At 73.0% G+C, this 12,785-nt stretch carries 9 protein-coding genes; 2 read left to right on the forward strand and 7 right to left on the reverse strand.

What is annotated here, in order from left to right:
- Positions 1-152 precede the first annotated feature (152 nt).
- The 6 genes from purL to K313_RS0105730 form a co-directional block, all read right to left on the reverse strand.
- Complete coding sequence (gene purL, locus K313_RS0105705) at positions 153-4,109, reverse strand: phosphoribosylformylglycinamidine synthase (RefSeq protein ID WP_029210787.1); 3,957 nt, start codon at positions 4,107-4,109, stop codon at positions 153-155.
- Between the two features lie 53 nt (positions 4,110-4,162).
- Complete coding sequence (locus K313_RS22135; protein WP_019284968.1) at positions 4,163-4,588, reverse strand: hypothetical protein; 426 nt, start codon at positions 4,586-4,588, stop codon at positions 4,163-4,165.
- 122 nt (positions 4,589-4,710) lie between these two features.
- A complete protein-coding gene (locus K313_RS0105715; RefSeq protein WP_019284969.1) occupies positions 4,711-5,619 on the reverse strand; it encodes a phosphoribosylaminoimidazolesuccinocarboxamide synthase in 909 nt (302 codons plus the stop codon).
- A 23-nt stretch (positions 5,620-5,642) separates the two neighbouring features.
- Positions 5,643-6,914, reverse strand: coding sequence for a phosphoribosylamine--glycine ligase (purD, locus tag K313_RS0105720; RefSeq protein WP_029210788.1), 1,272 nt, complete (start codon positions 6,912-6,914; stop codon positions 5,643-5,645).
- Between the two features lie 66 nt (positions 6,915-6,980).
- Positions 6,981-7,346, reverse strand: coding sequence for a hypothetical protein (locus tag K313_RS24150; protein WP_051274013.1), 366 nt, complete (start codon positions 7,344-7,346; stop codon positions 6,981-6,983).
- 248 nt (positions 7,347-7,594) lie between these two features.
- Positions 7,595-8,527, reverse strand: coding sequence for a helix-turn-helix domain-containing protein (locus K313_RS0105730; protein ID WP_205621820.1), 933 nt, complete (start codon positions 8,525-8,527; stop codon positions 7,595-7,597).
- Between the two features lie 240 nt (positions 8,528-8,767).
- Here K313_RS0105730 and K313_RS0105735 point away from each other — a divergent pair, with 240 nt between their 5' ends.
- Together K313_RS0105735 and K313_RS0105740 are read left to right on the forward strand one after the other, a co-directional pair.
- Positions 8,768-10,987, forward strand: a complete 2,220-nt coding sequence (locus K313_RS0105735) for a HelD family protein (RefSeq protein WP_029210790.1) — start codon at positions 8,768-8,770, stop codon at positions 10,985-10,987.
- Between the two features lie 45 nt (positions 10,988-11,032).
- Entirely contained in the window at positions 11,033-11,365 is a 333-nt protein-coding gene (locus tag K313_RS0105740; protein WP_019284974.1) for a chorismate mutase, read from the forward strand.
- A gap of 93 nt (positions 11,366-11,458) precedes the next feature.
- Here K313_RS0105740 and K313_RS0105745 read toward each other — a convergent pair whose 3' ends face one another.
- Positions 11,459-12,751, reverse strand: a complete 1,293-nt coding sequence (locus tag K313_RS0105745) for an adenylosuccinate synthase (RefSeq protein ID WP_029210791.1) — start codon at positions 12,749-12,751, stop codon at positions 11,459-11,461.
- Positions 12,752-12,785 lie beyond the last annotated feature (34 nt).

Genomic DNA, 12,785 nt, shown 5'->3' on the forward strand with positions numbered 1-12,785 from the left:
GTGGCCGTGCGGACTCGTGCGCAGCTGCCCCGCCTCGAGCACCACCAGCATCATCTGGCCGCGTGCACCACGTCCATGAGACCTACCCTCGCACACGCCGGCGCGCCAGCCGCGACCTGCCGAACCGGCCCGTCCGCCATACCGGTTCGCGGTCAGCCGAGGTGGCTCCGGGCGTTGCGGAACATCCGCAGCCAGGGGCTCGGCTCGTCGACCGGGCCATCGGTCCACGACAGCTGGATGTTGCGCTGCACCCGCTCGGGGTGCGGCATCATCGCGGTGAACCGCCCGTCCGGCGTCGTCACGGCGGTCAGCCCCCCGGGCGACCCGTTGGGGTTGGCCGGGTAGGTCTCGGCCGGCGCGCCGGACCCGTCCAGGTAGCGCATCGCCGGCACCACGTCCGTCGGCGACCCGTGCCGGGAGAAGTCCGCGCGACCCTCGCCGTGCGCCACCGCGATCGGCAGGCGCGACCCGGCCATCCCGGCGAAGAAGATCGACGGGCTGTCGAGCACCTCGACCTGCGAGAGGCGGGCTTCGTACTGCTCGCTGCGGTTGCGCGTCCAGCGGGGCCAGGCCTGCGCCCCGGGGATCAGCTCGGCCAGCTCGCCGAACATCTGGCAGCCGTTGCAGATGCCCAGCCCGATCGTGTCGCCCCGCTCGAAGAACGCGCGGAACTGGTCGGTCAGGCGCGGGTCGAACAGCACCGACCGCGCCCAGCCCGCACCGGCGCCGAGCGTGTCGCCGTAGGAGAAGCCGCCCGCCGCGACGAGGCCCGTGAAGTCCGACAGGTGCGCGCGGCCCGACTGCAGGTCGGTCATGTGCACGTCGTAGGTCTCGAACCCGGCCCGGTCGAACGCGAACGAGGTCTCGACGTGCGAGTTGACCCCCTGCTCGCGCAGCACCGCCACGCGGGGACGCGCTCCGCGCGAGAGGTATGGCGCCGCCACGTCCTCGCCCGGGTCGAAGGCCGGGGCCACCACCAGACCGCACGACTGCGTCCCGAACGCCGCGTGCTCCTCGTCGGCGCAGTCGGGGTTGTCGCGGAGGCGGGCGATGCGCCAGGACACCTCGTCCCACGCCTGCGCGAGGTCGTGCAGGGGCTCGTCGAGCACCTCGTCCTCACCCACGCGCACGCGGACGCGCCGGTCGTCGGTGGTGCGTCCGACGACGGTCACCAGCTCGGCCAGCCCGTGGTCGGCGAGGACGCGCAGCACGGCGTCCAGGTCGCCCTCCGAGCACTCGAGCAGGGCGCCGAGCTCCTCGGCGAACAGCCCGGCGAGGGACTCCGCCGCGAGCTCCAGGCCCGTGGCTCCGGCGAAGGCCATCTCGCAGGCCGCCGCCCACAGGCCGCCGTCGGAGCGGTCGTGATAGGCGCTGACGAGCCCGCGCGCTCGCAGCGCGCCCAGGGCGGAGGCGAGCGCGAGCAGCCGCGCCGGGTCGTCGAGATCGGGCACCTCCTGCCCGAACGCCCCGCTGACCTGCGCGAGCATCGACCCGCCGAGGCGGTCGCGCCCGGCGCCGAGGTCAACCAGCACCACGAGCGATCCGCCACCAGCCAGCTGCGGGGTCCAGGTGCCGCGGACGTCCTCCATGGAGGCGAAGGCGGTGACCACCAGCGAGACCGGCGAGGTCACCTGCTTGTCGACCGGGTCGGCGCCGCCGGACGCCTCCGAGCGCCCGGACGCGTGCGGTCCCTCGGTCCAGCGGGTGCGCATCGACAGCGAGTCCTTGCCGACGGGCACCCCGATGCCCAGCGCCGGGCACAGCTCCATCGCCACGGCCGAGACGGTGTCGTAGAGCGCGGCGTCCTCGCCCTCCTCGCCGCAGGCCGCCATCCAGTTGCACGACAGCTTGACCCGCGAGAGTTCGACCGGGGCGGCGAGCAGGTTGGTGATGGCCTCGGCCACCGCCATACGGCCCGAGGCGGGGGCGTCGACGGAGGCGAGGGGCATCCGCTCCCCCGTCGCCATCGCCTCCCCGGCGAACCCGGCCAGGTCCCCGAGCGTCACCGCGACGTCGGCCACCGGCACCTGCCACGGCCCCACCATCTGGTCACGGTGGGTGAGCCCACCGACCGTCCGGTCGCCGATCGTGATCAGGAACCGCTTGCTCGCGACGGAGGGGTGGCGCAGGACGTCGTAGGCCGCCCGCCGCACGTCGACCGCCCCCACGTCGAACGCGTCCCCCTGCCGGACGACGCGACTCACGTCACGGGTCATCCGCGGTGGCTTCCCGAGCAGCACCTCCATCGGCATGTCGATGGCCCGCTCGGAGACGGGCTCCGTCACGTCGTCGCCGAGGCGGTCGTCCGTCAGGCGCAGCTGCCCGTCGTCCGTGGCGACCCCGACCACGGCGTACGGGCAGCGCTCCCGGTCGGCGAGCGACGCCAGCAGGCCGAGCGAGGCCGGCGCGATGGCCAGGACGTAGCGCTCCTGGCTCTCGTTGCACCAGATCTCCTTGGGCGCGAGGCCGGTCTCCTCCAGCGGCACCGCCGCGAGGTCGAACCGCGCCCCCAGCCCGGCGCCGTCCACGAGCTCGGGGAAGGCGTTGGACAGGCCGCCGGCCCCCACGTCGTGGATGGCCAGGATCGGGTTGTCCTCGCCCATCGCCCAGCAGTGCGAGATGACCTCCTGCGCCCGCCGCTCGATCTCGGGGTTGCCCCGCTGCACGGAGTCGAAGTCCAGCTCGGCCGCGTTGGCGCCCGCCGCGAGGGAGGAGGCGGCGCCGCCACCCATGCCGATCCGCATCCCCGGACCGCCGACCTGCACCAGCAGGGTCCCCGGGGGGAAGACGACCTTGTCGGTCTGCGAGGCCGAGATCGTCCCGAGCCCGCCGGCACTCATGATCGGCTTGTGGTAGCCGCGGCGCACCCCGTCGACGGTCTGCTCGTAGACGCGGAAGAAGCCGCCCAGCGCCGGACGACCGAACTCGTTGTTGAACGCCGCCGCGCCGATCGGGCCCTCGACCATGATCTGCAGCGGGCTCGCGAGGTGGCCGGGGGCGCCGTACGGCGACTGCTCCCACGGCTCGGAGGTGCCCGGCAGGTGCAGGTTGCTGACCGCGAAGCCGGACAACCCCGCCTTGGGGGCCGAGCCGCGCCCGGTGGCGCCCTCGTCGCGGATCTCGCCGCCCGCTCCGGTCGCCGCGCCGGGGAACGGCGAGATGGCGGTGGGGTGGTTGTGCGTCTCGACCTTCATCAGGACGTGGACCTCGTCCTCGTATGCCGCGTAGCGCCCCGGCCCGTCCTGCTGCTCCGGCACCCAGCGCGTGCGGCGGCCACCCTCCATCACGGACGCGTTGTCCTTGTAGGCGATGACCGTGCCCTGGCCGTTGGCCTGCTCGGTGTGCCGGATCATCCCGAACAGCGACCGCGGCTGCGGCTCGCCGTCGATGACGAAGTCGGCGTTGAAGATCTTGTGCCGGCAGTGCTCGGAGTTGGCCTGGGCGAACATCATGAGCTCGACGTCGGTCGGGTTGCGGCCCAGCCCCGTGAACGCGTCGACCAGGTAGTCGATCTCGTCGTCGGACAGCGCGAGCCCGAAGCGCCCGTCGGCCTCCACCAGCGCCTCGCGTCCCGCCCCCAGGACGTCGACGTGCTCGAGCGGCTCGGCCTCGCGCTCGGTCGCGAGCAGCGCGGCGTCCTCGCGGCGCAGCAGGACGGTCTCGGTCATCCGGTCGTGGAGGACCGCGGCCGCGGCGGCCCACTGCTCGTCGTCGAGGGCCGGCCCGTGCAGGGAGTACTCGACGACGCGCTCGACCCGGTGCAGGTCCAGGGCACAGCTGTGAGCGATGTCGGTCGCCTTGGACGCCCAGGGGGACACGGTGCCGAGGCGTGGCGCCACGACCACCAGGGTGCCGTGGGTGCCGTGGGCGCCGTCGGCACCCTCCGAGCCGTTCGCCCAGGGCTCGCCATAGGTGAGCAGGCTCTCGAGGGTGGCCCGGTCCTGCGGCGTCAGCTCCTCGGCGCTGGACACCCAGTGCACGAACCGCGCGTCGATCCCGGTGACCTGCGGCACGACGGCCTGCACCCGGGCCAGCAGGGCGGCGGCCCGGAAGTCGGAGAGCGCCCGACCCCCCTCGACGACGGAGAGGACGTGGGCGGGCGACGACATGGAGGCTCCTCGGGGGCGCGGCGATCGAGCGCCCTCAGGCTACCGGCTCGGGGTCAGTCGTCCTCACCGGTGTAGACGCCGGTGCTCGAGGTGTCCGTGGCCCGGGCGAGGTCGACGTCGTGGTGGGTGGTGCGACGCGCCTCGTGCCGTCCAGCACCCTCGGGGATGGGGGCGACGGCGCCGATCCCCGCCTCGTAGGCGTCCCAGTCGTCGTCGTAGTCACCCACCGTGATGGTGGCGCCCTCGGCGTGCACCCCGGCGACCTCGTGGTGCTCGGGGGCCAGCGCCCCGCCCAGCTCACGCGCTCGGGCGAGGAGCTCCGCCGTGACCTCGCCGGGGACGCTCAGCACGAGGCGGCGGCCCTGGCGGATGCGCGTGAACTCGCCGTAGCCCAGCTCGGCCGCCCGCGGCAGGGCGTCGTGGCCCTCGGCGTCCGGCGCGTCGCTGGTGGGCATGACGTTGACGACGATGCGTCCCATGTCGGGGGTCTCCTGGGTCCGGCGGGCGGGTCCCCCCAGGATATCGACGACCCCGTATGCCGTCCTGGCGCCCCCGGCATACCGCTCCGGCGTCTCGATCTGCCCCCCTGTGGAGGAGCGGCTCAGCCGAAGCGGCGCCCCGTCAGCGCCTCGTAGGCCTCGACGTACTTGGCGCGGGTCCGCTCGACCACGTCCTGCGGCAGGGGCGGCGGCGCCTCGCCGGAGTCCTTGTCCCAGCCGGAGGCCGGCGAGGTGAGCCAGTCGCGGACGTACTGCTTGTCGTAGGACTCCTGCCGGGCGCCCGGCTGCCAGGTCGCGGCGGGCCAGAAGCGGGAGGAGTCGGGGGTGAGGACCTCGTCGGCGAGGACCAGCTCGGGCTCGGCGCCCTCGCGCCGGCGCACCCCGAACTCGACCTTGGTGTCGGCGATGAGGATGCCGCGGTCGGCGGCGATCGCGTTGCCACGGGCCAGGATCCGTCGCGTCAGGTCGCCGACCCGGGCCGCGAGACCGCGGCCGATCTCGGCCTCCACCTCGGCATAGGTCATGGGCAGGTCGTGCTCGCCCATCGGCGCCTTGGTGGTGGGGGTGAAGACCGGCTCGGGCAGGGCGGACCCGTCGACCAGGCCCTCGGGCAGGGGGATGCCGCACACCGCGCCGGTGGCGCGGTAGTCCTCGAGGCCGCCGCCGGTGAGGTAGGCGCGGCCGATGCACTCGACGGGCAGCATCTCGAGCCGCTCGCACAGCACCGCCCGCCCGGCCACGGCGGCCGGCACGTCCGTCGACAGGACGTGGTCGGGCACGACGTCGGCGAGCTGCTCGAACCACCACAGGCTCAGCTGGGTCAGGACCGCGCCCTTGTCGGGGATGGGGGTCTCGAGGACGTGGTCGTAGGCCGAGAGCCGGTCGCTGGCCACCAGCAGGAGCTGGTCGGTGCGTGCCTCACCGGTCGCCGGGTCGAGCGGGGCATAGAGGTCGCGCACCTTGCCGGAGTAGACGTGGGCGTAGCCGGGGAGCTCGAGCGTGGGTGCCACAACAGGCCTCTCGTGGGTGGGTCTCAGACGACGACCTCGCCGCGCTGGGCGGCGAGGGCGATGTCGGTGCGGTGGTGCGATCCGGGCAGGTCGATCCGGTCGACGGCCGCGTAGGCGCGCACGCGGGCCTCGGCCAGGTCGGCGCCGAGCGCCACGACCGACAGCACGCGTCCCCCGGCGGAGACGAGCAGGCCGGCGTCGTCGAGGCGGGTGCCGGCGTGCAGGACGTAGGCCTCCGTCTCCTCCTCGAGACCGCTGATGGGGCCGCCCGTGACCGGGTCGGCGGGGTAGCCCTCGGACGCGACCACCACGGTCACCGCGTGCTCGTCGCGCCACTGCAGGTCGGGCTGCTCGTCGAGCCGCCCCGTGGCGGCGGCGCGCAGCAGGGCGCCCAGCGGGCTGGCCAGGCGGGCCAGCACGACCTGGGTCTCGGGGTCGCCGAAGCGGGCGTTGAACTCCACCACGCGCGGTCCCCGAGACGTGAGGGCGAGCCCGACGTAGAGGACGCCGACGAACGGCGCCCCGCGGCGCGCCATCTCGTCGATCGTCGGCTGCGCGACCCGCGCCACGACGTCCTCGACCAGCCCGGCCGGGGCCCAGTCGAGCGGCGAGTAGGCGCCCATGCCACCGGTGTTGGGGCCGCTGTCGCCGTCGCCCACGCGCTTGAAGTCCTGGGCCGGGGCCAGCGGGACGACCGTCTCGCCGTCGCAGAGGCAGAAGAGCGAGACCTCGGGCCCGTCGAGGAACTCCTCCACGACCACCTGCCCGCCAGGCTTGTCCAGACAGACCTTTGCGTGCGCCAAGGCGGCGGCCCGGTCGTCGGCGACCACGACCCCCTTGCCGGCCGCGAGGCCGTCGTCCTTGACCACGTATGGCGTCCCGAACCCGTCGATGGCGGCCGCCACCTCGTCGACGGTGGTGCACACGTGGGCCATCGCGGTGGGGACGCCCGCAGCCGCCATGACCTCCTTGGCGAAGGCCTTGGAGCCCTCCAGCCGGGCCGCCTCGGCCGAGGGACCGAAGCACGCGATGCCCCGCTCCCGCACGACGTCCGCCACGCCCGCCACGAGCGGCGCCTCCGGACCGACGACGACGAGGTCGACGCCCAGCTCCTCGGCCAGGTCGGCGATCCCGGCCCCGTCGGTGATCCCGCCCGGCAGGTCGCGGCAGAGCGCCACCTGGTCGATGCCGGGGTTGCCGGGAGCGGCGACGACCGCCTCGACGGTGGGGTCCTGGGTCAGCGCGTGGACGATGGCGTGCTCACGGGCACCGGTGCCGATGACGAGTACCTTCACGCGCTCAACCCTAGTAGGTCCCTGCTGAGGGCGACGCTGCCCGCAGGCCAGGGCGTCGGGACGCCGTCAGCCCCTCCGGCATGCGCCCAGGAGTAGGTCCGCAACGAGGTCAAGGTCGTCCATCGAGATGTCAGCATCTCCAGACTGTCTCAGAGCGCGCAGCGACTGGGCACGCCGACGGACGAACCACAGGTCCACGTGCAGCGCGACGTCCGCAGAGACACGCTGCGAGAGATCTGCCAGCCCGGCCCTGACCAGGGGACCTGACCCGGCATCCAGGGCAAGCCGCACGATGTCCATCAGGTCCGTCGCCTGCTTCTCCGCAGACCGGTTCATGATGGCTTGCAGCTTCATGGCCACGAGCGGCCCCGGCTGCGAGACGCGGGCGACCACGACGACCGGAGGCCCGTCCGAGGGGATCGCCTCGAGCATCAGCGGCGTGGCGGTGTCGTTGGCCCACGCGTGCGCCGAAGCGTGCCGATCTCAACACCTCGAGGTGCGGCGCATCGCGAGACCCTCGGTCGACGATGTCCAGGTCCACCGTGGCTCGATACGGACGAGCCAGGCGCGGGAGGACCGCCAACCCCCCGACGACCACCGGGGGCTCCCCGAGGAGATGGGTGACCTCGCGCACCCCGTGCACCACGGTCGTCATGGCGTCGCCGAAGAAGACGACCCGGTCACCAGACACGCGTGAACTCCTCTGCCGGGTCCCAGTGCTCGAGGACCTCGCGTCCCCGCCCAGCGTCCTTGGCCAGGTCCAGAGCGACGAAGAGAGGATGCGCGAGCGGCCAAGGCCCCCCAGAGCCCGCTGGCGTTCTCAGCGTCACCACGGAGGGCACGGGCGCCAGGCGCAGCGTGATCCGAGCCTCGTTCCCTGACGGTGCCGCGCCAAGGAGCCTCTCGGCCCTGCGCAGGGTGATCTCGTCGGGCACGTAGCAGTCAGGCACCTGGTCGCGCCTCGCCGCCACTGGAGCCCCGTAGGCAGCGGCGGCCAGGGTGCCGGTCAAGGCCCACCCCGGCGAGCCCGGACCCGCCCCGTGGTCGAACAGCCCCATTCGTAGTGCGTCGGCCTGCACCGGGTCAGCCAGATCGGGGGCGCGAACGAAGGAGAACGTGGCGCTCGGCCATCGTGGCACCAAGGCCCAGAACAGCTCGGTGCCAAGGGGGCGATTGTCCTGGCCGATCAAGCCATCTCCCCGCAGGAGCGCGAGAAGGTGCGAGACGGTGCCCGCAGACCTGCCGAGCTCCCGCCCCAGCTCGCGCACACCGCGGCGCCGGGCCGGGTCGAGCAGAAGGGTGGCCGCGATCTCAGCACCCGCCCGACCGGCCAGCGCATCCGACCTGGCCGCAGTCGTTCGCACCGGCTCGATGTCGGCGGCGACGAACAACCCCGGGGCCCGTAGCGACAGCCGCCCGCGCCGGTCCAGGTATCCGGCATGAGCAGCATCCAGCACGGAGCGTGCACCCTGCGTGACCCGATCGGCATCCAGCATGAGCGTGGCGTCGCCACTGTCTCGGGCGTCGAGCAGCCGTCGGGCGACCTCGTCCGTGACCAGGCTCCTCCTTACGACCTCTACCCGCAGCGCCACCCCGTCCGGGTCGACCAGCACGGACGCGCCCTCGAGACCCGCGGCGGGGACCCCCGCTTGAGCCATCGCATCTGCCACCACCCTGGCGTCTGACATAGATCCACCGTCCGCCCTGTTCGACGTTCTGTCAATATCGAACGGTGAACATCTGTTGTTCACACCTACGTGGTCCGGCAACGGGCGGACGCGACTAGAGTGGATGGTTCCGTGGTCGCGCCCCCGCGACCCGCACCGACGCGAGATCAGCAGGTGAGAGCACACGTGACGGATGCCGAGCAGACCCCCGCCACCCCGGCGGAGGAGGCCCTGCGCGCCGAGCTGGCGGTCGAGCAGGAGCACGTCGACCGCGTCTACACCGAGCTCGAGCGGGCGTCCGTGCGGGCCCGGCTGCTGGAGACCGAGGGGCTGAGCCGCGGGCGCACCGACCGGGTCGGAGACGTCCGTGACGAGGAGGCGTCCGCGCTCTTCGAGCGGGACGCCCTGATGTTCAACGCCGCTCGCCGCCGCGCCTCGCTCGACAGCCAGCACGAGGGCCTGGTCTTCGGCCGGCTCGACATCGATCACCCCACCGGCCCCGGCGAGGGACGCGAGGTCCGCTATGTCGGACGGCTCGGCGTGCGCGACGAGGAGTACGAGCCGCTCGTCATCGACTGGCGCGCCCCGGCCGCCGCCCCCTTCTACCGCTCCACCCCCGTCGAGCCCATGGGTGTCCTGCGCCGCCGCGTGCTGCGGTGCCGCGGCCCGCGGGTGATCGGCGTGGAGGACGACCTCATGGTGCCCGAGGCGCCGGACGACATCGTCGTGATCGGCGACGGGGCGCTGATGGCCGCCCTCACCCGCTCGCGCGGCGCCCGCATGCGCGACATCGTCGCGACGATCCAGCAGCACCAGGACGAGGCCATCCGCGCCAAGGCCTCGGGGGTCACCGAGATCACCGGCGGCCCGGGCACCGGCAAGACCGTCGTCGCGCTGCACCGCGCGGCCTACCTCCTCTACTCCGACCGTCGCCGCTTCGAGAGCGGCGGGGTGCTCGTCGTGGGCCCGAGCGCCGCCTACACGGCCTACATCGAGCGCGTGCTGCCGTCGCTCGGTGAGGACTCGGTCTCCCTGCGGGCGCTCGGCGACCTCGTCGACGGCATGTCGACCGACCGCGTCGACTCCCCCGCCGCGGCGGCGATCAAGGGCTCCCTGCGCATGCGCTCGGTCCTCGCCCGCGCCGCTCGCGGCCGGGACCCGTTGGCCCCCACGGAGTTCCGCGCCATGATCTCCGGCCACCCCGTCCGCCTCGACGCCAGCGCGCTCGACCGCGTCCGCCGCCGGGTCCTGCGCCACCAGCGCCGCAACGGCTCGTGGGACGCCGCCGGTGAAGCCCTCGGCGAGGCCGCCTGGGCCACCGTGCACGGCGGGGACCGCGAGGAGTTCTTCGACGCCTACGACGACCACCTGGAGGTCGACGCCTTCCTGCGCGAGTGGTGGCGTCCCGTCGACCCTCGCGAGGTCCTGCTCTGGCTGGCCGACCCCGAGGTCCTGGCCCGGCACGCGCGCGGGATCCTGTCTGACACCGAGCAGGCGGAGGTCGTCGCCTCGATGCAGGTCGCGCTCCGCACCGGCACCTGGTCGGTGGCCGACGTCGCCCTCGTCGACGACGTCGCGGCCCGCCTCGGCCCGGTCGTCGAGCTCGAGCAGGAGGAGCGCGGCTTCTACGAGATCGAGGAGCTGGACGCCACCGAGCGCCACGGCGTGCAGGAGGTCGTCGTCGGCCGTCAGCGCCTGGCCGCCGTCGAGCCCCGCGCCGAGCTCGCGCCCGCCACGGCTCGCGAGCGCCTGCTGTCCGGGCGGATCGGCGACGTCGACGAGTACGCCCACGTCCTCGTCGACGAGGCCCAGGACGTCTCCCCCATGCAGTGGCGGTCCCTCGGCCGACGCGGCCGCTGGGGCTCCTGGACCGTGGTCGGCGACGCCGCCCAGGCGTCGTGGCCCGACCCCGTCGAGGCGGCCGCGGCCCGCGAGGAGGCCTGGGGCGGCAAGGAGCCCGCGCGCTTCCACATGACGACCAACTACCGCAACGCCGCCGAGATCTTCGACTACGCCTCCCGCGTCATCCGCGCCGCGGTGCCGGACGCCGACATCCCGCAGGCCGTCCGCGAGACCGGCGTCGACCCGGTCGAGCTCGACGTCCCCCGCGCCGAGGTCGCCGAGCAGGTCGTCGCCGTGGCCGGGGGCCTCCTCGACGAGGTCGACGGCCTTGTGACGGTCATCCTGCCGGCGTCCTGGGACGTGCTGCGCCCGGCGCTGGAGCCGCTGGGAGACCGCGTCGTCGCCATCGACCCGCTGTCCACCAAGGGTCTCGAGTACGACGCGACGGTGGTCGTCGACCCGGACGCGATCGTGGCCGAGACCGCGGGCGGCATACGGACCCTGTATGTCGTGCTGACGCGCGCAGCCCACCGCATGACGGTGATCCGCCCCGACACACGCTGAGACGGGGCTACCCGCTCACGGGGTGACAGGACAGACTCAGGCCCCATGAGCGAGCAGGACCACCGGTCGACCGAGACGGCGGGCGACGACCCGGTCCTCGCGGCCTACCGACAGAGCATCGACAACATCGACGCCGCCCTGATCCACATGCTGGCCGAGCGGTTCAAGGTCACGCAGAAGGTCGGGGAGTACAAGGCGACCGCTGAGCTGCCGCCGGCCGACCCGTCCCGGGAGGAGCGGCAGATCGCGCGCCTGCGCCGCCTCGCCGAGGCCGCCGAGCTGGACCCGGAGTTCAGCGAGAAGTTCCTGCGCTTCGTGATCGACGAGGTCATCCACCACCACGAGCGGATCCGCGAGCGCGAGCACCGCGACCGCTGAGACCCCCCGCCCCAACACGCAAGATCGTGAGTGTTTCGTCCAACATCCTTGGACCAAACACTCACGATCTTGGAGGGGGTAGAGGGCGGCCGATCAGTCGCGGCCGAGCAGGTCGTGGCGCACGACCACCTCGTCGCGACCCGGCCCCACGCCGATCACCGACACGCGCGCGCCGACCTGCTGCTCGACGAACTCCACGTAGCGGCGGGCGTTCTCGGGCAGCTCGTCGAAGCTGCGGCAGCCGGTGATGTCCTCCTGCCAGCCGGGCAGGACCTCGTAGACCGGCGTGGCGTGGTGGAAGTCGCTCTGCGACACCGGCATCTCGTCGACGCGCTCGCCGTTGATCTCGTAGGCCACGCACACCGGGATCTCGGCGAAGCTGTCGAGGTTGTCGAGCTTGGTGATGACGAAGTCGGTGACGCCGTTGATGCGCGTGGCGTAGCGCCCGATGACGACGTCGAGCCAGCCGATGCGCCGCGGACGGCCCGTGGTCGTGCCGAACTCGTGCCCGATCTCGCGCAGCCGGTCGCCGACCTCGTCGTGCAGCTCGGTCGGGAAGGGCCCCTCGCCCACGCGCGTGGTGAAGGCCTTGAGGATCGCGATGACCCGGTCGATGCGGGTCGGCGGGATGCCCGCGCCGGTGCACGCTCCGCCCGCGGTCGCGTTGGAGGACGTGACGTAGGGGTAGGTGCCGTGGTCGACGTCGAGCAGGGTCGCCTGGCCCGCCTCGCAGAGCACGACCTTGCCGGCGTCCAGCGCCTCGGAGATCTCCAGCGAGGTGTCGGCGACCATGGGCCGCAGCCGGTCGACGTACGAGAGGAGCTCCTGCACGACCTCCTCGGCCTCGATGGCCCGGCGGTTGTAGAGCTTGGTGAGCACCTGGTTCTTGGAGACCAGCGCGGCCTCGACCTTCTGCCGCAGGATCGACTCGTCGAAGAGGTCCTGGACGCGGATGCCGACGCGGTTCATCTTGTCGGCGTAGGTCGGGCCGATGCCCCGGCCGGTGGTGCCGATCTTGCGCTTGCCGAGGAAGCGCTCGCCGACCTTGTCCATCGTCGTGTTGTAGGACGCGATGACGTGGGCGTTGGCGCTGATCCGCAGGCGGGAGGTGTCCAGGCCGCGCGCCTCGAGGCCGTCGAGCTCCTCCATCAGCACGGACAGGTCGACGACGACGCCGTTGCCGATCACCGGCGTGACGCCGGGGGTGAGGATGCCCGAGGGCAGCAGGTGCAGGGCGTACTTCTCGCCGTCGATCACCACCGTGTGGCCGGCGTTGTTGCCGCCGTTGAACTTCACGACGTAGTCGATCTCGGAGCCGAGCAGGTCAGTCGCCTTGCCCTTGCCCTCGTCGCCCCACTGCGCCCCGACCAGCACGATGCCTGGCATGTCAGATAGTCGCCTTCCCTGCTTCAGGTCCGCA

Source organism: Arsenicicoccus bolidensis DSM 15745 (assembly GCF_000426385.1).
GTDB lineage: Bacteria > Actinomycetota > Actinomycetes > Actinomycetales > Dermatophilaceae > Arsenicicoccus > Arsenicicoccus bolidensis.

Bases quoted from the DNA above. Each gene is read 5' to 3' on its own strand.
- purL (WP_029210787.1), bottom strand. From the start codon at position 4,109: ATGTCGTCGCCCGCCCACGTCCTCTCCGTCGTCGAGGGGGGTCGGGCG.
- K313_RS22135 (WP_019284968.1), bottom strand. From the start codon at position 4,588: ATGGGACGCATCGTCGTCAACGTCATGCCCACCAGCGACGCGCCGGAC.
- K313_RS24150 (WP_051274013.1), bottom strand. From the start codon at position 7,346: ATGCTCGAGGCGATCCCCTCGGACGGGCCTCCGGTCGTCGTGGTCGCC.
- K313_RS0105740 (WP_019284974.1), top strand. From the start codon at position 11,033: ATGAGCGAGCAGGACCACCGGTCGACCGAGACGGCGGGCGACGACCCG.
- K313_RS0105745 (WP_029210791.1), bottom strand. From the start codon at position 12,751: ATGCCAGGCATCGTGCTGGTCGGGGCGCAGTGGGGCGACGAGGGCAAG.